The 19,456-nt window shown below is 67.9% G+C and carries 18 protein-coding genes; 6 read left to right on the top strand and 12 right to left on the bottom strand.

The window, feature by feature from the left end; all coding sequences use genetic code 11:
* Positions 1–66: 66 nt before the first annotated feature.
* The 9 genes from mdoH to J2W36_RS14570 form a co-directional block, all read right to left on the bottom strand.
* Positions 67–2,082, bottom strand: coding sequence for a glucans biosynthesis glucosyltransferase MdoH (gene mdoH, locus J2W36_RS14610; RefSeq protein WP_307690474.1), 2,016 nt, complete (start codon positions 2,080–2,082; stop codon positions 67–69).
* 7 nt (positions 2,083–2,089) lie between these two features.
* Positions 2,090–2,296: a hypothetical protein gene (locus J2W36_RS14605; protein WP_307690473.1), complete on the bottom strand. Its 207-nt coding sequence runs from the start codon at positions 2,294–2,296 to the stop codon at positions 2,090–2,092.
* Between the two features lie 209 nt (positions 2,297–2,505).
* Positions 2,506–3,900, bottom strand: a complete 1,395-nt coding sequence (locus J2W36_RS14600) for a sigma 54-interacting transcriptional regulator (RefSeq protein ID WP_307690472.1) — start codon at positions 3,898–3,900, stop codon at positions 2,506–2,508.
* Positions 3,897–4,586 carry a hypothetical protein gene (locus J2W36_RS14595; protein WP_307690471.1) on the bottom strand — a complete coding sequence of 230 codons (690 nt, stop codon included), beginning with the start codon at positions 4,584–4,586 and terminating at the stop codon, positions 3,897–3,899. The genes J2W36_RS14600 and J2W36_RS14595 overlap by 4 nt, the downstream gene beginning before the upstream one ends.
* 41 nt (positions 4,587–4,627) lie before the next feature.
* Positions 4,628–6,055: a sensor histidine kinase gene (locus J2W36_RS14590; protein WP_307690470.1), complete on the bottom strand. Its 1,428-nt coding sequence runs from the start codon at positions 6,053–6,055 to the stop codon at positions 4,628–4,630.
* The gene (gene miaB, locus J2W36_RS14585; RefSeq protein WP_307690469.1) at positions 6,055–7,425 is read right to left on the bottom strand and encodes a tRNA (N6-isopentenyl adenosine(37)-C2)-methylthiotransferase MiaB; all 1,371 of its coding nucleotides are present in this window, start codon (positions 7,423–7,425) and stop codon (positions 6,055–6,057) included. The genes J2W36_RS14590 and miaB overlap by 1 nt, the downstream gene beginning before the upstream one ends.
* Positions 7,426–7,769: 344 nt before the next feature.
* Positions 7,770–8,204: a DUF1841 family protein gene (locus tag J2W36_RS14580; RefSeq protein WP_307690468.1), complete on the bottom strand. Its 435-nt coding sequence runs from the start codon at positions 8,202–8,204 to the stop codon at positions 7,770–7,772.
* A gap of 46 nt (positions 8,205–8,250) precedes the next feature.
* Positions 8,251–8,916, bottom strand: a complete 666-nt coding sequence (locus J2W36_RS14575; RefSeq protein WP_307690467.1) for an ion channel — start codon at positions 8,914–8,916, stop codon at positions 8,251–8,253.
* A 27-nt stretch (positions 8,917–8,943) separates the two neighbouring features.
* A complete protein-coding gene (locus tag J2W36_RS14570) occupies positions 8,944–9,729 on the bottom strand; it encodes an IclR family transcriptional regulator domain-containing protein (RefSeq protein ID WP_307690466.1) in 786 nt (261 codons plus the stop codon).
* 144 nt (positions 9,730–9,873) lie between these two features.
* Between J2W36_RS14570 and J2W36_RS14565 the strand changes: the two genes are divergently transcribed.
* From J2W36_RS14565 to J2W36_RS14540, 6 genes are all read left to right on the top strand, one after another.
* Entirely contained in the window at positions 9,874–10,569 is a 696-nt protein-coding gene (locus J2W36_RS14565) for a 3-oxoacid CoA-transferase subunit A (protein WP_307690465.1), read from the top strand.
* A gap of 47 nt (positions 10,570–10,616) precedes the next feature.
* The gene (locus tag J2W36_RS14560; RefSeq protein ID WP_307690464.1) at positions 10,617–11,267 is read left to right on the top strand and encodes a 3-oxoacid CoA-transferase subunit B; all 651 of its coding nucleotides are present in this window, start codon (positions 10,617–10,619) and stop codon (positions 11,265–11,267) included.
* A 69-nt stretch (positions 11,268–11,336) separates the two neighbouring features.
* Positions 11,337–12,542: a 3-oxoadipyl-CoA thiolase gene (gene pcaF, locus J2W36_RS14555; protein ID WP_307690463.1), complete on the top strand. Its 1,206-nt coding sequence runs from the start codon at positions 11,337–11,339 to the stop codon at positions 12,540–12,542.
* A gap of 32 nt (positions 12,543–12,574) precedes the next feature.
* Positions 12,575–13,540, top strand: a complete 966-nt coding sequence (locus J2W36_RS14550; RefSeq protein WP_370869329.1) for a Bug family tripartite tricarboxylate transporter substrate binding protein — start codon at positions 12,575–12,577, stop codon at positions 13,538–13,540.
* Between the two features lie 110 nt (positions 13,541–13,650).
* Entirely contained in the window at positions 13,651–14,586 is a 936-nt protein-coding gene (locus tag J2W36_RS14545; RefSeq protein WP_370869328.1) for a tripartite tricarboxylate transporter substrate binding protein, read from the top strand.
* A 42-nt stretch (positions 14,587–14,628) separates the two neighbouring features.
* The gene (locus tag J2W36_RS14540) at positions 14,629–15,387 is read left to right on the top strand and encodes a sulfite exporter TauE/SafE family protein (protein WP_307690460.1); all 759 of its coding nucleotides are present in this window, start codon (positions 14,629–14,631) and stop codon (positions 15,385–15,387) included.
* A 16-nt stretch (positions 15,388–15,403) separates the two neighbouring features.
* On the opposite strand, the gene J2W36_RS14535 is transcribed toward J2W36_RS14540, so the two are convergent.
* The 3 genes from J2W36_RS14535 to J2W36_RS14525 are packed head-to-tail and all read right to left on the bottom strand — an operon-like array spanning position 15,404 to position 19,370.
* Positions 15,404–15,886, bottom strand: coding sequence for a MarR family winged helix-turn-helix transcriptional regulator (locus J2W36_RS14535; protein WP_307690459.1), 483 nt, complete (start codon positions 15,884–15,886; stop codon positions 15,404–15,406).
* A gap of 26 nt (positions 15,887–15,912) precedes the next feature.
* Positions 15,913–17,643, bottom strand: a complete 1,731-nt coding sequence (locus tag J2W36_RS14530) for an acyl-CoA dehydrogenase family protein (RefSeq protein ID WP_307690458.1) — start codon at positions 17,641–17,643, stop codon at positions 15,913–15,915.
* Between the two features lie 14 nt (positions 17,644–17,657).
* Positions 17,658–19,370, bottom strand: coding sequence for a tannase/feruloyl esterase family alpha/beta hydrolase (locus J2W36_RS14525; protein ID WP_307690457.1), 1,713 nt, complete (start codon positions 19,368–19,370; stop codon positions 17,658–17,660).
* Between the last annotated feature and the right edge of the window lie 86 nt (positions 19,371–19,456).

Below are 19,456 nucleotides of genomic sequence, written 5' to 3'. Positions count from 1 at the left end.
GCGCTTCCACCGCGAGCCCATGAAAAAACCGCCCGAAGGCGGTTTTTTCATGGGGGAAGAGCCGACTCAAGCGGCAGCCAGCGCAGGACGCGCCAGGCGCACCGCGTGCATCCAGGCCCGGCGCAGCACGGCCGGCGAACGCGATTCCTCGGGAATCAACAAGAAACCACGATCGCGCAGCGTGGTGCCCAGCGCGATCTGGCTGGTCAGCACGGTCAGCGGAATCGCCAGCAGCAGCGGCAGACCCACAGGCATCAGCCAGACCAGCGCGCTCGGATCGATCATCGCAATGCCTGCAGCCAGTGCAGCGACCACCAGGCTCATCGGCGCGAGCTGCGATGCAGCGATCTTCCAGGGCACGGCATTGGCTTCACGAGGAGGCGACTTCCAGTCGAGCTTGATGCCGGTGAGGGCAACCACGACGAACAGCGAGTGCGCCAGCATGCGGACCGGGGCTTGCACGATGGCCAGGGCGCTTTCCAGCGCCGTGCTCTTGGCCAGACCCCACACACCACCGTACTGGTTCTGTTCACCACGCATCAACACGGCAGCGACGCCGAGGATGCGGGGCAGGAACAGCAGGCACAGCGTCCACAGCCACAGGCCGGCGAGCTCCATCGGCAGCACATTGAAGCTGGAGACCAGGCTCGAACCACTCAGCCACAGGGCCGTGCCCAGCGTCAGGAAGGCGAGCCACAGCGGCGCAGACACATAGGCCATGGTGCCGGTCACGAACATCGCGCGGTGCACCGGGTTGATGCCGGGCTCGGCCATCAGGCGGGCGTTCTGCAGGTTGCCCTGGCACCAGCGGCGGTCACGCTGCAATTCGGCCAGCAGGTCCGGCGGTTGCTGTTCGTAGCTGCCGACCAGGTCGGACACCAGCCACACGTGGTAGCCGGCACGGCGCATCAGCGCGGCTTCGACGAAGTCGTGCGACATGATGCCGCCGGACATGCCGCCGGTGCCCTTGATCGGGGCCAGCGCGCAATGTTCCATGAAAGGCTGAACGCGGATGATGGCGTTGTGGCCCCAGTAGTGGGACTCGCCGAGCTGCCAGAACTGCATGCCGAGCGTGAACAGCCGACCGGTCACGCGGGAGGCGAACTGCTGGGCACGGGCGTGCAGGGTGACGTGGCCGATGGCCTGCGTCGCGGTCTGGATGATGCCGGCGGTGGGGTTGGCTTCCATCAGCTTGACCATCGAGGTCAGGCAGTCGCCGCTCATGACCGAGTCGGCATCAAGCACGACCATGTAGCGGTAGTCCTTGCCCCAGCGGCGGCAGAAGTCGGCCACGTTGCCGGCCTTGCGATGCGTGCGGCGGGTGCGCAGGCGGTAGTACACCTCGACCTGCGGCTGGTTCGGGCTGGTGGCCAGCGCGGCGCGCAGGTCTTCCCATGCGGCGCGTTCTGCAGCGGCCGTTTCAGGGTTGTAGCTGTCCGACAGCACGAACACGTCGAACTGCTTCGAATGGCCGGTGGCGGCAACCGATTCGCAGGTGGCGCGCAGGCCGGCGAACACCGTGGCCACGTCCTCATTGCAGATCGGCATGATGATCGCCGTGCGTGCTTCGGGGTTCATGGGGTGGTCGACGACCTGCTTGGCCGACAGCGCGTGCTTGTCGCCGCGCACGGAAACATAGAAGCCCATGAGCGCGGTCACGAAACCGGTCACGACCCAGCCCGACAGCAGGCCGTACAGGCCGATCTGGCCGTATTCGAGCCAGACGTTGTCGTAGTCGGGTTGCACGCTGGCAAACAGCGTCGAAGCGATCACCGTGCTCAGCAGCGTGAGCAGCATGAACGCGGTGCGGCGCTGCTTGGCAGCACGTTCCCATGGCTGGGCCGGACCGGTGTCGCCACGGGTCTTGATGGGCGCAGCCTTGTCACGGCCAGCGCCGAGCTTGACCAGGGCAGCGGTGCCCAGGCTGTTCCAGAAACCACGCCACGGGCGCGGTGTCATCGAACCGCGGTTGATCGGCGGTGCGGTGACGGCATTGGGGTGGCGCTCTTCACGCACCGCGCTGCGATGGCTGAAGTCGGCCTCGTCGAGGACGCTCAACTGGGAGAAATCGTTTGGCTTCATGGTGGGATTACCAACGTTGCTTGTTGAGGGAAGAAGGGGTGTCGCCAATTGCCGGAAGGCGCTTGAAGACGGAATCTGCAAAGAGGCCGTTGGCCGCATCGATGGCGGCCAGGGGATGTCCCGCGACACGGGGCCGTGAGAGGGAAAACTGCTTTTGCCGCAAGCCATCACGCTGCGGGCGCATCGCGAAAGAGGGGCTGATTTGTGCTGTCATGCCTGTACAGGGGCAAACCCTGTGCCAGGCCTGAAAAATCGTTCTACATCAACAACTTGCGCAGATTTTTCAGTTTTTTGGGAGCCGGCCGCTGTGTTCGGCGCCTCCAACCCCCTCTTTTTGTCGTTGAATCACGACAGGCTGAGGGGTGGCCTTTCAGGAATCCAATAAAATCAATGACTTAGGTGCGTCGCTGAGAAGCGACAAGCTCAGGCTGCCGGCGACACCGGGTCCGCCTTGAAGTGTCCGGGCGTGAGTTCGTGCTTTTGCAGCAGGCGATAGAGTTCGGTGCGGTTGCGATCGGCCAGGCGGGCGGCGTCCGCCACGTTGCCATCGGTCAGCTTGAGCAGGCCGACCAGGTAATCGCGCTCGAAGCGGTGTTTGGCCTCGGCATAGGTCTGTACTTCGACGCTGGGCACGCGCAGCGCGCGCTGCACCAGCGACAGCGGGATCAGCGGCGAACTCGACAGTGCGCAGACCTGCTCGACCACGTTGAAGAGCTGGCGCACATTGCCCGGCCATGAGGCCATGGTCAGCGCCTTCAGCGCCTCGGGCGCAAAGCCCGACAGGCGCTTGCCGTATTTGGTCGACAGCCGTTGCAGGAAATGGTTGGCCAGCAGCGGAATGTCCTCGCGCCGCGCATTGAGCGGCGGCAGCGTGAGCGTGACCACGTTGAGGCGGTAATACAGGTCCTCGCGAAACTGCCCGTTCTCCATCGCGACGTCGAGGTCGCGGTGGGTGGCCGAAATGATGCGCACATCGACTTCGATCGACTGGCTTGCGCCCAGCGGCCGCACCGCGCGTTCCTGCAGCACGCGAAGCAGCTTGACCTGCAGCGCGGGCGGCATGTCGCCGATCTCGTCGAGCAGCAGCGTGCCGCCGTCGGCCTGCTGGAACAGCCCTTTGTGGTTGGCCACCGCGTCGGTGAAGGCGCCCTTCATGTGGCCGAACAGCTCGGACTCGAGCAGTGCCTCCGGAATGGCGCCGCAATTGACTGCCACGAAGGGCTTGTCGGCGCGTGCGCTCGCCTTGTGGATGGCGCGCGCCAGCATTTCCTTGCCCGCGCCGCTGTCGCCGCGCAGCAGCACGCTCGCGTCGGACTTGGCGACCATGCGCGCTTCGGCCAGCAGCTCGGCCATGCGGTTGCTGCGGCTGATGATGTCGGCGCGCCAGCTCTCGTCGCCGCTTTTGCTTGGCGTCGTGGCGGGGGCGCCCAGGGCGAGGGCCTGCGCGATCTTGTCGAGCAGCTCGCGCCCGTCGTAGGGCTTGGTGAGATAGGTGAAGACACCGCGTGCGGTCGCCTCGACCGCGTCGGGGATGGTGCCGTGCGCGGTCAGGAGGATCACCGGCAGGGTCGGATGCTGCTTCCTGATTTCGTCGAAGAGCGCCAGCCCGTCGCGGCCGGGCAGGCGCACGTCGCTGAGCACCAGCTGGGGGTGCTCGATTTCCAGCTGGGTGAGTGCCGACTCGGCCGAGGTCACGGCCGTCACCTGGTAGCCCGCGGAATTCAGGCGCATGGACAGCAGGCGCAGCATGTCGGGGTCGTCGTCGACCACCAGCAGGCGGGCGCCGGTGGCTTTCACAAGGGCTTTGTCTTCGCTCATGGGGAGGCGGGCCGGTTGAGGTTGCCACCGCCGGTCGCGGGCAACGAGTGATTGGGTCGGGCGAAGCTGCGCTCGATGGCGCGCAGCGCCTCCAGGCGGTCGTTGAGCTGGTCGATGCGCCGCTGGGCGTCGCGCGCCTGCTGGAGCTGGCGGTCGCGATCGTCTTCGACCCGGCGTTGTTCCATGTAGCGCGCGGCCAGCGTGCGGGCCAGCGGCTGCAACGGCTGCGCCTCGCTGGAGGCATTGGCCGCCACACGCTGCATCAGGCCCAGCGCACGCGCCAGGTCGGCTGGCACGCGGGTCTGCGCCAGCACCAGCGCCACCTGCATCTGGGCTTCGGGCGCATCGCCCGGGTCACCCAGGCGGGCGAGTTCGGCGCTCAGTTCGTTGTTGCCCAGAGCACGCACCCGGTCGGCATAGCTGAGCATCGCCACCACCGGCGCGGCGTTCGGCGTGATCCACTGCTGCAGGAACCCGGGGCGTGTGGCCGGCGCGATCAATTCGACTTCGACCGGCCGCACCTGGGGCTTGGCGATCGTCGAGGCCGCAGGCCCCGGCGCATTGGCCTGCGTGTCTGCAGGCGTGGCGACAGGCTGCTGCGGTGGCGGCGTCTGGCAAGCCGCCAGCAGCAAGGGCGCGGCGAGTGCCAGGATGGCGAGGGAAGGGCGGTCGAACGGAAAAAACATGGCTCGTAAAAATCGCGCGTGGGGCGTAGGGGGTGCGGCGGTCAGGCCGTGAGCGGCAACTCGATGCGAAAGCGTGCGCCCGGTCCGCCGGGCAGCAAGCTGATCCGGCCACCATGGGCACCAATGTACTCCTGCACGATCGACAGGCCGATGCCTGTGCCTTTGAGCGCATGCTCGGGCTGCCGTTCGCCACGAAAGAAGGGCTCGAAGATGCGATCCCGGTCGCCGTCGGCCACGCCCGGGCCGGCGTCGGCGATGTCGATGCGGGCGGTGTCGGCCGTGCCCGAGACCGTCAACGTGATGGTGCCGCCGCGTTCGGAAAAGCGGATCGCATTGGACAGCAGGTTGGCAATGGCGGTGCCCAGCTTGACCGGGTCGACCGTGATGGCGAGCGGCTCGCCTTCGGCACGCACCTTCAGGCCATGGGCCTGCCACTGCAGGCGCTGCGCCTCGATCTGTTCCTCGATCAGCGGCAGCAGCGGCGTGCGCTGGCGGCGCAGTTCGCGCGCTTCGAAGGCGGCGGCGTTGAAGCGCAGCAGCGCCTCGATCTGGCCCTGCAGCGAAATGGCGTTCTGCTGCAGGATCTGCGCGACCTCCTGCTGCGCCGGATTGAGGGCGCCTGTCACGCCGTCTTCCAGCAGCGAAATGCCTTCGCGCAGCGCCGCCAGGGGTGTCTTGAGCTCATGCGAGACGTGACGCAGAAAGCGTGCCTTGTCGGCGTCGAGCTCGGTCAGGCGCAGGCGCAGCCATTCGAGCTGCTGCGACAGCCGCCGCACGTCGGCCGGCCCGCGGATGTCGATCGGCTCGTCCAGCTTGTTCTCGCCGAGTCCGACGATGGCACGTTCGAGCCGCTTGAAGGGGCGGGCCAGCCAGACGCCGAAGGCCAGCGCGAGCACCACCGCGAGCACGCTGGCGGCAACGACCTGGCGCATCAGGCGTGTGCGGGCCGCCTCGATGCGGTCGGCCAGCGCCTTGTTCTGGGTTTCGATGAGCGACTGGGCCTGTTGGGCGATCTGGGTGTTGAGCGCGTCGAGGTCGCGGAACTGCATCGCCATCGCGCCTTCGCGCGCCAGCGCGGTGTCGGCGGGCCCGCCGAGCAGGCCCTTGAGCGTGCCGAGCTGCGCACGCCAGGCCTCGACCGTCGTGGCGGGCAGGCGGTTGTCGACCAGGCGATCGAGGATGCCCTGGGCGTCGCGCGCGGCGTCGTCGAAACGGCGGCGCAGCACGGCGTCGTTGAGCACGAGCGACTGGCGGCCTGCGCGCTCCATGGCCGCGCTGCGCTCGGCCAGCGATTGGGCCGAGCCCGACAGGGTGAGTGCTCTGGCGGCGGCGTCGCGGCTCTGGGTCATGAGCGCGTCGTACTGGAACACGGAGCGCAGGGCCACGCCCACCAGCAAGGCGGTGATCAGCAGGAACGCGAACAGCAGCAGCTGCTGGAAGGAGCCGCGGGCGGTCTTGAACGCTGCCATCAGGCGGCAACCGCCGAGGCCGTGGCACCGGGCTGGGTGGCCGATTCGCGCGTGAGCACCTCGCCGCGCAGCGTGTAGGCCAGCGACTGGGTGATGCGCAGGTCGGTCATCTGCCCGACCAGCCGCGCGTCGCCCTTGAAGTTGACCACGCGGTTGCACGCCGTGCGGCCCATCAGTTCCTGGGCGTCCTTTCGTGAGGCGCCCTCGACCAGCACCCGTTGCGTGCTGCCGACCAGGGCCTGGCCGAAGTGGCGCACGTTGGCGTCGATCACCCCCTGCAACTGCTGCAGCCGCGCGAGCTTCACTGCGTGCGGCGTGTCGTCGTGCAGCGCGGCAGCCGGCGTGCCGGGGCGCGGGCTGAAAATGAAGCTGAAGCTGGCGTCGAACCGGCAGTCGTCGATGAGCTTCATCATCTTGCCGAAGTCCTCGTCGGTTTCGCCGGGGAAGCCGACGATGAAGTCGCTGGAGAGGGCCAGTTCGGGCCGGATGGCGCGCAGCTTGCGCACCGTGCTCTTGTATTCCATGGCGGTGTAGCCGCGCTTCATCGCCATCAGGATGCGGTCGCTGCCGTGCTGCACGGGCAGGTGCAGGTGGCTCACCAGTTGCGGCACTTTGGCGTAGGCCTCGATCAGCCGGGGCGTGAATTCGTTCGGATGGCTGGTGGTGTAGCGGATGCGCTCGATGCCCGGGATCTCGGCGACGTATTCGATGAGCAGCGCGAAGTCGGCGATTTCGGCGGTGTCGCCCATCCGTCCCCGGTAGGCATTCACGTTCTGGCCAAGCAGCGTGACCTCGCGCACGCCCTGGTCGGCCAGGCCGGCAATTTCGACCAGCACGTCGTCCAGCGGGCGATTGACTTCCTCGCCGCGGGTGTAGGGCACCACGCAGTAGCTGCAGTACTTGGAGCAACCTTCCATGATCGAGACGAAGGCGGTCGCGCCCTCGACGCGCGCGGGTGGCAGGTGGTCGAACTTCTCGATTTCCGGAAAGCTGATGTCGACCTGCGGGCGGTCCTGCGCGACGCGCTGGGCGAGCAGTTCGGGCAGGCGGTGCAGCGTCTGCGGGCCGAAAACGATGTCCACATAGGGGGCGCGCGCAATGATGGCCTGGCCTTCCTGGCTGGCCACGCAGCCGCCCACCCCGATCTTCACGCCCTTGGCCTTGAGGTGCTTGATGCGCCCGAGGTCGCTGAACACCTTTTCCTGCGCCTTCTCGCGCACCGAACAGGTGTTGAAGAGGATCAGGTCGGCCTCCTCGACGTCCAGGGTGGGCTCGTAGCCGTCGGCCGCGTGCAGCACGTCGGCCATCTTGTCCGAGTCGTACTCGTTCATCTGGCAGCCGAAGGTTTTAATGAAGACTTTTTTGCTCATGGTGGAGAAAGCTCTTGTCGTGCGGATGGCTTGGGGCCGTGTCTGTCAGCGGGTGCGGAGGGCGGGTGAATGGCGCGAGCGCCATCGATGTGCGCGTCGCGGGCGCAGGTCGAGCGCCGGCGCTAGGCGCGGCGCAACAGGCCGCAGCCGGTGGTGCCGGGCGGCGCAAGGAACGGTAGGACGGGGGTGATCGCGAGGTGGCTGCAGCGATTCATGGGGTATATCCAGAGGCTGTCGATCGCGGATTTTAGCGGGCGCAGCCGCTCAAGCGCCCGTCGGCGCCGCGGCGAGGTGTGAGCAAGGCCCTCGCATTGCAACCAAATGCGCCATGCGACAGGCCGATGTCAGTCGCGCGTGGCGCGCCGCTGCACGCAGTCGACATACGCGTGGCCGTCGGGCGGACGCCCGGCGCGCTGTGCTTCCCACATCATGCGGCCCAGGCATTCCATGGCTTCGTGGTGGGCGTCGAGCAGCGAGCCGCGGCGCGCCGCCAGCAGTTCCACCGCCTGGCGGATGCCGCGCGGCTGGTCGATGGAGCTCTGCTCGCTGATCGACAGGTGCATCGACAGGTGGAGGAAGGGATTTTCCTGCCCGTCCTTGCCGTCGTAAACGCGTGTCACGGCGGCATCGGCATCGGCCAGGTCGGCATGGTATTCGGGGTGCTGGTCGATCCAGCCAGCCGCGATGGTTTCGAGGGCTTCCATCGGAAGGCCAGCGCGGCTCTTGGCGTAGACGTTGCAGAAGAAGCGGCGAACGTCTTCTTGGGAGGGATTGAACATCCCCCGAGCGTACACGGGCAACGGGGCCGTTGGCGGCCCGGCGGGCTCATTGCCGGGGCTGCAGGGTCATGCCGATCAGGCGCGACACCACCAGCGCCAGGTACATCACGCCAACGAACATCGCCACGCTGGCCACTGCGCGCGCGTGTACCGTCACGGGGATGACATCCCCGATTCCGGTGCTGGAGAGAAGCGCGAAGCTCAGGTACATCAGTTCGGTCCAGGTGCGTGCCGCGGGTGCGTTCACCGCGGCCAGGAAGCAACCCGGCTGCAGTTCCTGCACCAGCACGAACAGGTGCGTGAAGCCCCACGCGAGCAGCGTGAAGGTGGCGCCGGCGGCGAACAGTTCGTCCAGCGAGGCCTTGCGGTCGGCCATCATGTAGGCGATCAGGCTGCCGGCCGCATAAAAGTAGAAGATCGATTCGAGTGCCGACGACACGGCCAGTCCATAAGGCGTGCCGGTGACCGTCTGCACGGACAGAAGCACCAGCGTCGGGGTCGCGAGCGTGATGCTGATCCACACCAGGCCGGGTGTGCGGCGCACCATGCGCACGGTGATGAACAGCACCACGATCCCGAAGACACCCAGCGCCAGCCGCGCCGCGGGCGTGGATTCCGCAAAGGGATAGAGCAGGATGCCCAACAGTTGAACCAGCAGCAGCACCGCCGATGGGTGGCGTCGGGTGTGCACGATCAGTCGCAGGAGCTTCATGGGGAGCGTGTATTCAGGGAGGGCTGATTACAACAGCCGGGAGATCTGGTCGGCCGCCTCGCGCAGCGCCGGCAGCATGGTGTCCTGCATCACCTTGGCACTGGTGCGGTTGGCCTGGCCGCTGATGTTGAGCGCAGCCGTCATGCGGCCGGCGCGGTCGACGATGGGCGCGGCGATCGAGATCAGCCCCTCTTCCAGCTCCTGGTTGACCAGGCACCAGCGCTGGCGGCGCACCTGGGCGATCTTCAGCACCAGCGCGTCGATATCGGTCACCGTGTGCTTGGTCAGTGCCTCGGGCGGCGCGGCCTCGAGCCGCGCGCGCATCACCGGTTCGGGCAGGTCGGCCAGCAGCAGCCGGCCCATCGAGGTGCAGCAGGCCGGCAGCCGGGAGCCGACGCCCAGGCTGATGCGCATGATCTTGTGGGTCGACACGCGCATCACGTAGACGATGTCGGTGCCTTCGAGCACGGCGGCCGAGCAGGACTCCTGCACCTGTTCGGCCAGCGTCTCCATCACCGGCTCGGCGCGGTTCCAGATCGGCATCGACGACAGGTAGGCAAAGCCCAGGTCGAGGATGCGCGGCGTCAGCGCAAACAGCTTGCCGTCGCTCTCCACGTAGCCCAGCGTCTGCAGCGTCAGCAGGATGCGGCGCGCACCGGCGCGCGTCAGGCCGGTGCTCACCGCCACCTCGCTGAGCGTCTGGCGCGGCGCGGTGGCGCTGAAGGATCGGATCACCTGCAGCCCGCGCGCGAACGACTGCACATAGCTGTCGCCAGGTGCGGGCGTGGCGGTGGGTGGCTGCGTGGTTGCCATGGTCGTTGTTCTTGTCTAGAATTCATTATAAGAACAAATGTTCGCAATACGAACAAAAGCCCAAGCGCTTGTGGCTTGTGTTGAAGGCGAACGTCTGGCCCGCGCCAAGGCCCCTTGGCTTTTTCCTTCCCGGAGACAAATCACATGATCGACAAGATCGCCCGTTCGGTTGCCGACGCGCTGGCCGGCATCCAGGACGGCGCCACCGTGCTGATCGGCGGCTTCGGCACCGCCGGTATCCCCAATGAACTCATCGACGGCCTGATCGAACAGGGTGCCAAGGACCTGACGGTCGTCAACAACAACGCCGGCAACGGCGAAACCGGCCTGGCCGCGCTGTTGAAGGCGGGGCGCGTGCGCAAGATCATCTGCAGCTTTCCGCGCCAGGCCGACAGCCAGGTGTTCGACGGCCTCTACCGCAGTGGCAAGCTGGAGCTGGAGCTGGTGCCGCAGGGCAACCTGGCCGAGCGCATTCGCGCGGCGGGTGCCGGCATTGGCGCCTTCTTCTGCCCGACGGGCTACGGCACGCAGCTCGCCGGCAACCGCGAAACCCGCGAGATCGACGGCAAGCAGTACGTGCTCGAATACCCGATCCATGGCGACGTGGCGCTCATCAAGGCCGAGCGTGGCGACCGCTGGGGCAACCTGGTCTATCGCAAGGCGGCACGCAACTTCGGTCCGGTGATGGCCATGGCATCGACAAAGACCATCGCCACCGTGCACGACATCGCTGAACTCGGTACCCTGGACCCCGAGACCATCGTGACCCCGGGCATCTTCGTGCACCAGGTCGTGCGCATCGAGCGCATCGCCACCCAAGCCGGTGGTTTCAAGAAATGAAGCTCGGTGTTCCAGCCAATGATCACGTCCGCATTCGGAGTTCAGTCATGACCACAGTTTCCTACCAACGCCGCACCAAGGACCAGCTCGCCGCCCGCGTGGCGCAGGACATCTTCGACGGTGCTGTCGTTAACCTCGGCATCGGCCAGCCGACGCTCGTGGCCAACCACCTGCCGGCCGGCCGCGAGGTCATCCTCCAGAGCGAGAACGGCATCCTCGGCATGGGCGCTGCACCGCCGGCGGGCGAGGAAGACTACGACCTGATCAATGCCGGCAAGCAGCCCGTCACGCTGCTGGCGGGTGGCTCGTTCTTTCACCATGCCGACAGTTTCGCGATGATGCGCGGCGGCCATCTGGACATCTGCGTGCTCGGCGCCTTCCAGGTCTCCGCCACCGGCGACCTGGCCAACTGGAGCACCGGCGAAGAGGGCGCGATTCCCGCCGTCGGCGGCGCCATGGACCTGGCCATCGGCGCCAAGCAGACCTGGGTCATGATGGACCTGCTGACCAAGAAGGGCGAGAGCAAGATCGTGGGCCAATGCAGCTATCCGCTGACGGGCATCGGCTGCGTCAAGCGGGTGTATTCCGATCTGGCCACACTCGAATGCACGCCCAGCGGCCTGAAGCTGATCGACAAGGTCGACGGCCTGGAACACGCCGAACTGGAGAAGCTGGTGGGCCTGCCCATCGCTGCGTAAAAGGCGGACATCGGCGCGTTTTCCGCGCCTGGCAAAGCTTATTCAATCATTTTTTTCGAGACAACCGACATGACCACTCAAGCCTTCATCTGCGATGCCATCCGCACGCCCTTCGGCCGCTACGGCGGCGCCCTCAGCAGCGTGCGCGCCGACGACCTCGGCGCGATTCCGCTCAAGGCGCTGATGGAGCGCAACAAGAACGTCGACTGGCTGGCCGTGGGCGACGTGCTGTACGGTTGTGCCAACCAGGCCGGCGAGGACAACCGCAACGTGGCGCGCATGTCGGCGCTGCTGGCGGGTCTGCCGGTGGAACTGGGTGGCGCCACCATCAACCGCCTGTGCGGTTCGGGCCTGGACGCCCTGGGCACCGCGGCGCGCGCCATCAAGTCCGGCGAGGCCGGCCTGATGATCGCCGGCGGCGTCGAAAGCATGAGCCGCGCGCCCTTCGTCATGCCCAAGGCCGAAAGCGCCTTCAGCCGCGCCAACGCGGTCTACGACACGACCATCGGCTGGCGCTTCGTCAACAAGCTGATGAAGGCGCAGTACGGCGTCGACTCGATGCCCGAGACGGCCGAAAACGTGGCCACCGACTACAAAATCGAGCGCGAGGCGCAGGATCTGATGGCGCTGAACTCGCAGCTGCGCGCCGTGGCGGCGCAGAAGGCCGGCTTCTTCGACGCCGAGATCGTGCCCGTGACGGTGCCGCAGAAAAAGGGCGACGCCGTCATCGTGAGCAAGGACGAGCATCCGCGCGAGACCAGCCTGGAGGCGCTGGCCAAGCTCAAGGGCGTGGTGCGTCCCGACGGCACCGTGACCGCCGGCAATGCCAGCGGCGTGAACGACGGCGCCGTGGCGCTGCTGCTGGCCAGCGAGGCGATGGCCGCGAAAAATGGCCTGACGCCGCGCGCCCGCGTGGTCGGCATGGCGACGGCCGGCGTCCCGCCCCGCGTCATGGGCATCGGCCCGGCGCCCGCCACACAAAAGGTGCTGGCGCTCACAGGCCTGACGATCGACCAGATGGACGTGATCGAACTCAACGAAGCCTTCGCGGCGCAGGGGCTGGCTGTACTGCGCCTGCTCGGCCTGAAGGACGACGACGCCCGCGTGAACATCAACGGTGGCGCCATCGCGTTGGGCCACCCGTTGGGCGCCAGCGGTGCGCGTCTGGCAACCACGGCCATCAACCAGCTGCACAAGCAGAACGGCCGCTATGCGCTGTGCACGATGTGCATCGGCGTCGGACAGGGCATCGCGCTGATCCTGGAACGGGTGTGAACGGGCCGAATCGACGGCTGCTGCTCGCCGCGATGGCGGCAGCAGCAGCGCCAGCGTGGGCGCAATCCGGCGCAACCGGTGCAGCGGGTGCATCCAGCAACAGGCCGATCCGGATCGTCGTGCCCTTTGCGCCGGGCGGCGGCAACGACGTGTTTGCGCGCCAGATGGCCAAGGGCCTGGGCGAGCTGCGCGCGCAGCCGGTGGTGGTGGACAACAAGCCGGGTGCCGGCGGCAACCTCGGCACCGAGCAGGTGGTGCGCAGCGCGCCCGACGGGCTCACGCTGCTGCTGGGGCATTCGGGGACCGTGTCCATCAATCCTGCGCTCTACAAGGGCCTGAAATTCGATGCGCGCAAGGACCTGTTGCCGGTGGCAATGTTCGCCTCTTCGGCGCTGGTGCTGGTCGTGCCGGCATCGTCGCCCGTGCGCACGGTGGCCGACCTGGTCGCCGCCGCAAAAGCGAAGCCCGGCGCGTTCAACTACGCGTCCAGCGGCAGCGGCACCGGCGGTCACCTGACCGGCGAGTCCTTCGCCCAGAAGACCGGCGTCGACATCAGCCACATCCCCTACAAGGGCACGAATCCGGCCCTCACAGATGTGGCTGGCGGGCAGGTGCAGATGATGTTCAGCGTCATCCCGCCGGCGCTGGCGCTGGTCAAGGGTGGCAAGTTGCGCGCCATCGCCGTCACGGGCGCCCAGCGTCTGCCGAGTCTGCCCGACGTGCGCACGTTGGCCGAATCCGGTGTTCCTGGGTTGGCCGGGTTCGAAAGCACCTTGACCTACGGCATTCTCGCGCCGCGCGGCACGCCCGACGCCTTCATCCGGACGCTGGCATCGCAGATGCTGCAGGTGGCAGCCACGCCCGAATTCCAGTCGCGGCTGGACGTCGAAGGTGCGGTACCGCTGCTCGGCGGGCCTGCCGACTATGCGGCGTTGATCGCTCGCGAGAGCGCGAAATGGGCCGAGGTCGTCAAGGTCTCAGGCGCCACGGCGGAATAAAAGAATCGCGCGAAGGCCGCTGCTTTCGCGCCGTATCCAGGAGATTGAGCGTGTCTATTTTTCCTCTTCGCGGATCGCGTCGCGGCTTCGGGCTGGCCGCTGCGGCCGTCATGCTCGCCATCGTCGGCGCGCGCCCTGCCGCTGCTCAAGCGGCCTATCCGTCCAGGCCGATCCGGCTCATCGTGCCGTACTCCGCCGGTGGCGGCGCCGACAATGCAGCGCGCGTCCTGGCGCAGCGGCTGTCGGTGACGCTGCGCACCCAGGTCGTGGTCGACAACCGGCCTGGCGCCAGCGGCATGATCGGCGCGCAGGCCGTCGCCAAGGCCGATGCCGACGGCTACACCGTGCTCTACGATGCGTCGACCTTCGCGGTCAACCCGTCACTGCGCAAGATGTCCTTCGATCCGGTCAACGACCTGTTGCCGATTTCGCTGGCCTTGACCGTCCCCAACATCCTGGTGGTGCCGCCGAAGGCGCCGGTGGCAGACTTCAAGGCCTTCGTGGCGTGGGCGCGCAACGAGCCGGGCAAGGTGTCGTTCGCGTCCTATGGCGCCGGCAGCCCGGCCCATCTGGCAGGCGAGCTGCTCAATCGCGAGGCGCGCATCAACATGCTGCATGTGCCTTACAAAGGCGGCGCACCGGCGCTGGCCGACGTGATCGGCGGGCAGGTCGACAGCTACTTTGCCAACGCCGGTTCGGGCCTGAATTACGTGCAGTCGGGCCAGCTCAAGGCGCTGGCGGTCACATCGCGCCAGCGCATGGCGGCCTTGCCGCAGGTACCGACCATCGCGGAGAGCGGCTTCCCTGATTTCGAGGTGCTGGAATGGAACGGTTTCTTCGTGCCCAAGGGCACGGCGCCGGCCATCGTCGAGCGGCTCTCGGCCGAAGTGCAGGCCGCCGTGCGCGACCCCGAGACACGGGCGCGCCTGGTCAAGCTGGGCGCCGATCCGGTCGGTGGCACACCGGCCGAATTCAAGACCTTCATCGCCAGCCAGACGCAGCGCTGGGCGCAGCTGATCCAGACCAACAAGATCACCGCTGACTGACCTGCCCATGCGCGCCGGCAACGGCGTCTGCACGCACTTGCCGTGGCCCTGCCCTTCATCACCGATCCGTTCTTCTATGCCGTCGCCATCCCGGCGGTGCTGCTGCTGGGCATCAGCAAGAGTGGTTTCGGTGCGGGTTTCGGCTCGCTCGCGGTCCCCTTGATGGCGCTCGCCGTGACCGTGCCGCAGGCAGCGGCGATCCTCATGCCGGTGCTGTTGCTGATGGACCTGCTGGGCATCGCGGCGTTTCGGCGCGACGTCGACTGGCCCTTGCTGAAGTTCCTGGTTCCCTGTGCGCTGGTGGGCACGCTGATCGGCGCACTGCTGTTTCGCTGGCTGCCCGCGCGCACCGTGGCCGGCATCGTGGGCGTGTCGACGCTGGTGTTCCTGGCGCAGCGGCTGCTGTTTCCGCCGAAGGCCGGCAGCAAGCCGCCACCGCGCGCGGTGGGCGCGGTGCTGACCGCGCTGAGCGGCTTCACCAGTTTCATCGCGCATGCGGGTGGCCCGCCCGTCAATGCGTACCTGATCCCGATGCGGCTCGCGCCGGTGACGTTCACGGCCACGATGGCTTACCTTTTCTTTGTCGTGAACCTCAGCAAGTGGGTGCCCTATGCCTGGCTCGGGTTGCTCGACTGGCGCAACCTCGCGACCTCGCTGGTGCTGTTGCCGCTGGCACCGCTGGGCGTGTGGGTGGGCGTGCACATCGCACGGCGTATCGACGCCGTCTGGTTCTATCGCTTCGTGTACGCGGGCATGCTGTTCACCGGCCTGAAGCTGACCTGGGACGGCTTCGCCGGCTGAGCGCAGCCTCGCAGCCTCACAGGTAGATCTTCTGCAGCAGCCGGATCAGCGTCTCGCGCTCCTTGGCGCTCAGGCGTGCGCTCGCATCGGACTCCAGCTGCGTCACCGCCTGCTCCGCCTCGGTCACCAATGTCTCGCCTTCGGGGGTCAGGTGCAGCCCGACCGCGCGCCCGTCGCGGGGATGCGGGCGCCGTTCGATCAGCCCGCGGCTGTCCATGCCGGCGATCAGGCTTACCAGATTCGGCGGCAGGATGTCGAGCGTTGCGCAGAGTTCGCGCGAGGTGGCGCCGGGGTTATGCAGCAGCAGCGACAGCACCGAGAAATCGACCTGGCGCAGGCCATAGACGGCCATGCGTTCGGCAAAGACCTCGCTGATGACCAGCCAGGCGCGTCGTGTGTTGTAGCCCACCAGGCGCTCGAGCACGGCGGTGTCGAGCGCATCGCTGCGGTGTGCGGCGAGGGCGGGTGGGGTGTCGCGTTTCCTGCGTGAGGTGACCATGGTCCAGGACGAATGCGCAGGGTGTCTCAGGCGGTGGCTGCCGGGGCTGCGGTCACGGCCTCGCACGCGCGTTTGACCATGCCCAGCCGCATGTCGAACTCGGGCAGCGCATGGCGCCGGAACGCGGCGCAAGGCGCCGACCAGCGCGCATCGCCATCGGCCGCCATGTCGATGCGGGCCCAGGCCCAGGCCATCATCGCGAGCATCACGACACGCAGGTAGTCGTCGGCGACCTCGTACGGCAGCGTGGGCGCGGCATGCGCGGCCATGGCCACCGAGGTCGTGAGGTAGCGCAGCTGGGCGAGCCGGCGCTGCACGTCGGCGTCCGCGTCGCGCGAGGCGTCGAGCTCGTCTCGCAGCTCGATCAGCACGCCCGACATGGCGCTGCCGCCGTCGGGCAGCACCTTGCGCACCAGCAGGTCGATGGCCTGGATCTCGTTGGTGCCCTCGTAGATCATGCTCACGCGCGCGTCGCGCACGACCTGCTCGATGCCCCATTCGCGCACATAGCCATGGCCACCGAACACCTGGAGGCACTCGCTGGCGCCCAGGAAGCCCTGCTGCGTGCAGGCGGCCTTGAGCACCGGCGTGACGATGGCGCACCAGCGCTGCGCGCGTTCGCGGGCCTTGGCATCGTCGCCGTGCTGTGCGACGTCGAGCATCAGCGCCGTGCGGTAGCCGAGGACGCGGGCGCCGTCGATCCAGGCGCGCTGGGTGTCGAGGATGCGGCGCACCGCCGGGTGCTCGGCGATCAGGTCGGCGGCTTCGGTGCCGCGGCTTGCCGGCACCGGGCCCGGCGCGCGCATCTGGCGCCGCTCGCGGGCATAGGCGTCGGCCTTTTGCCAGGCGGCGTCGAGCAGGCCGATGCCCTGCAGCGCCACGTGCAGCCGCGCCGAATTCATCATCACGAACATCGCGGCCAGGCCGCGGTGGGGTTCGCCGACCAGCCAGCCCGTGGCCTCATCGAAGCGCATGACGCAGGTCGAACTGCCGTGCAGGCCCATCTTTTCCTCGATGCGCTCGCAGTGCACGCCGTTGCGCGTGTCGTCGTCCAGCATCTTGGGCACGAGCACCAGCGACAGGCCCTTCGGACCGGGAGGCGCATCGGGCATGCGGCACAACACGAGGTGAACGATGTTGGCCGTCAGGTCGTGCTCGCCGCCCGAGATGAAGATCTTGCTGCCGCTCACGCGGTGGCTGCCGTCGGCCTGTGGCACAGCGCGTGTGCGCACCTGGCCCAGGTCGCTGCCGGCGTGGGCTTCGGTCAGGCACATGGTCGCGAGCCATTCGCCGGTGGCGATCTTCGACAGGTAGCGCTGCTGGAGCGCGTCGCTGCCGTGGTGGCGCAGGCACTCGTAGGCACCGTGCAGCAGGCCGGGCGCCATGGTCAGCCCATGGTTGGCACCGCTCATCCATTCGTAGAGCACCGCTTCGAGCACTGCGGGCAACCCCTGGCCGCCATCGGCCGGCGATGCCGCCAGTGCCGGCCAGCCGCCTTCGACGAAGGCCTGGTAGGCGGCGCGGAAGCCCGGTGGCGTGTGGACCTCGCCAGCCTCGAAGCGGCAACCGATCTCGTCGCCGCTGCGGTTCAGCGGCGCAATCACCTCACCGACGAAGCGTGCCGCACCTTCGAGCACCTGGGCCTGCAGTGCGGTGTCGAAGTCGGCGAACGGGGCGAGCGCACTCAGACGTGGCGTGGCGCCGAGCACGGCATTCAGCACGAATTCGACGTCGGCGGGGCGGGGCTGGTAGTCCATGTTTCGATTTTCGTTCAGCCGGGCTGCCGGCAAGTGAAGCTGCCGGCCTTTTCGGTGTCGCCGCCGGTGTAGGCGGCCACTTGCGGGTAAGGGCACAGCGGGCGGGTGCGCTGGGGCGACCAGGACGCTGGCACTTCGGGGTTGGCGTTGGGCGTGCCGGCACCCCGTGCGCTGGCCGTGACCGATGCGGGCGCGTGGCCCTGCTCGACCCAGTCAACCAGCGCGCTGAGCATGTCGAACTGGTCGGTGGCCGGACCGCCGGCGCAATGGTTCATGCCCGGCACTGGAAAGTAGCGTGCAAAGGCCGAGGCGTCGCCGCCATTGGCCGCCTGCACCCGCTCGTACCAGGCGGCCGTGTCGTCCGAGGAGAACACCGGGTCGCTGGTGCCGTGGTAGACGATCATGCGGCCGCCGCGGTCGCGCAGCGCGCTCAGGTTGGCGGCGTCGGGCGGCGTCATGAACGACAGCGCCGATTCGCCGAAGACGCCACTGGTTGCCTGGATGCGCGGTGCATCCCGGTCCATGTCGAAGCCCAATGCAAAGGGCAGGCCCTGCGGCCGGTCGGCCAGCGGCGGCGTGGCGAAGATGAAGCCGACGGCACCGGTGTCGCGGCTCTGCGAGCTGTTGAACTTCCAGTCGCGCCAGTTGCTGCCGCCGATGCCGGCGTCAAAAGGAAAGCTGCTGTAGAGCGGCGCACCTGCGCTGTCGCGCGCGCCGGCGAACACTTTGGCAAGCGCATTCTTCTGCGGCGCGCTCAGGCACTGGCCGTCGCGCGTGCCGGCCGCGCAGGTTGGCACGTCGGTGGCGATGTTGAAGCGTGTCTGGCAGGCCTTGACGTCCGAGACGATGCCGTCGGCCAGGCCGTCGAGCGCGTCGCAGCGCGCGAGCACCCGCTCGGACACCAGCTGGAGTTCGGCCGGCGTGAAGGCGCTTTGCAGGTCGGGCAGGCCGGCGGGCGTCTGCGCACTGGCCACGCTGGCGTACTGCTGGGCGCCGTAGAGCTGGGCCACCGCGGCCTTGGGCAGGTTGTAGCCCGGGTCCCCCGCCAGGATGCCGTCGTAGTCGCCGGCCGAACGCACGGCGGCGACCATCGCGTGGCGCCCACCGTTGGAGCAGCCGCCGAAGTAGGAGCGATCGGGCGGCCGGCCGTAGGCCTTGGCGATGAGGTTCTTGGCCATCGGGGTGAGCTGTGCGACCGCGTTGTAGCCGTAGTCGAGCCGTGCCTGCGGGTCGAGCCCGAAGCGCGGTCCCATTGAGCCGGCATGGCCCGCGTCGGAACTGATCACGGCAAAGCCCATCTCCAGCGCACTGCTGCGCGGGCCGCCACCGCCGATGCCGCCCAGCGCGGGAATGACGACGCCATCGAGGCCACCATTGGCCTGGTAGAAGAAGCGGCCGTTCCAGGCCACCGGCAGGCGCATTTCGAAGCCGATGGCGTAGCGCTGGCCGTCGACCGGACTGGTGCGTTCGTTCATGCGGCCCTGCACCAGGCAGTGCGCAGGCGCGGCCATGGCGGTGTTGCCGACCGTCACATTGCCGGCAGGCATGGCGACAACCTGCGTGTAGACCGTGCCCGGCAGCGCCGCACGCGCGGCGAGGTCCTGGCAGGCCTGCAGCGTGCCGGGGCGCGCGGCGGCCAAGGTCGCAGGCGCGGCCGGTCGTCCACCTCCTGAGCAGGCGGCCAGCAGCGCGGCAGCGCCAAGGGTGCCGGCGCCCAGGGTGAGCATGGTGAATGGGCGTGAAGGGGCTGTCTGTGGTGCCTTGCGCATGGAGTCTCCTTGGCAGCCGAGCCGCCGGTGATGGTGTGTCGTTG

Origin of the sequence: Variovorax ginsengisoli (genome assembly GCF_030811835.1) — a bacterium.
Taxonomy (GTDB): domain Bacteria; phylum Pseudomonadota; class Gammaproteobacteria; order Burkholderiales; family Burkholderiaceae_C; genus Variovorax; species Variovorax ginsengisoli_C.
This window is presented reverse-complemented; position numbering and strand designations above follow the sequence as displayed.

Bases quoted from the DNA above. Each gene is read 5' to 3' on its own strand.
- mdoH (WP_307690474.1), bottom strand. From the start codon at position 2,082: ATGAAGCCAAACGATTTCTCCCAGTTGAGCGTCCTCGACGAGGCCGAC.
- J2W36_RS14605 (WP_307690473.1), bottom strand. From the start codon at position 2,296: ATGACAGCACAAATCAGCCCCTCTTTCGCGATGCGCCCGCAGCGTGAT.
- J2W36_RS14600 (WP_307690472.1), bottom strand. From the start codon at position 3,900: ATGAGCGAAGACAAAGCCCTTGTGAAAGCCACCGGCGCCCGCCTGCTG.
- J2W36_RS14595 (WP_307690471.1), bottom strand. From the start codon at position 4,586: ATGTTTTTTCCGTTCGACCGCCCTTCCCTCGCCATCCTGGCACTCGCC.
- J2W36_RS14590 (WP_307690470.1), bottom strand. From the start codon at position 6,055: ATGGCAGCGTTCAAGACCGCCCGCGGCTCCTTCCAGCAGCTGCTGCTG.
- miaB (WP_307690469.1), bottom strand. From the start codon at position 7,425: ATGAGCAAAAAAGTCTTCATTAAAACCTTCGGCTGCCAGATGAACGAG.
- J2W36_RS14580 (WP_307690468.1), bottom strand. From the start codon at position 8,204: ATGTTCAATCCCTCCCAAGAAGACGTTCGCCGCTTCTTCTGCAACGTC.
- J2W36_RS14575 (WP_307690467.1), bottom strand. From the start codon at position 8,916: ATGAAGCTCCTGCGACTGATCGTGCACACCCGACGCCACCCATCGGCG.
- J2W36_RS14570 (WP_307690466.1), bottom strand. From the start codon at position 9,729: ATGGCAACCACGCAGCCACCCACCGCCACGCCCGCACCTGGCGACAGC.
- J2W36_RS14565 (WP_307690465.1), top strand. From the start codon at position 9,874: ATGATCGACAAGATCGCCCGTTCGGTTGCCGACGCGCTGGCCGGCATC.
- J2W36_RS14560 (WP_307690464.1), top strand. From the start codon at position 10,617: ATGACCACAGTTTCCTACCAACGCCGCACCAAGGACCAGCTCGCCGCC.
- pcaF (WP_307690463.1), top strand. From the start codon at position 11,337: ATGACCACTCAAGCCTTCATCTGCGATGCCATCCGCACGCCCTTCGGC.
- J2W36_RS14550 (WP_370869329.1), top strand. From the start codon at position 12,575: ATGGCGGCAGCAGCAGCGCCAGCGTGGGCGCAATCCGGCGCAACCGGT.
- J2W36_RS14545 (WP_370869328.1), top strand. From the start codon at position 13,651: ATGCTCGCCATCGTCGGCGCGCGCCCTGCCGCTGCTCAAGCGGCCTAT.
- J2W36_RS14535 (WP_307690459.1), bottom strand. From the start codon at position 15,886: ATGGTCACCTCACGCAGGAAACGCGACACCCCACCCGCCCTCGCCGCA.
- J2W36_RS14530 (WP_307690458.1), bottom strand. From the start codon at position 17,643: ATGGACTACCAGCCCCGCCCCGCCGACGTCGAATTCGTGCTGAATGCC.
- J2W36_RS14525 (WP_307690457.1), bottom strand. From the start codon at position 19,370: ATGCTCACCCTGGGCGCCGGCACCCTTGGCGCTGCCGCGCTGCTGGCC.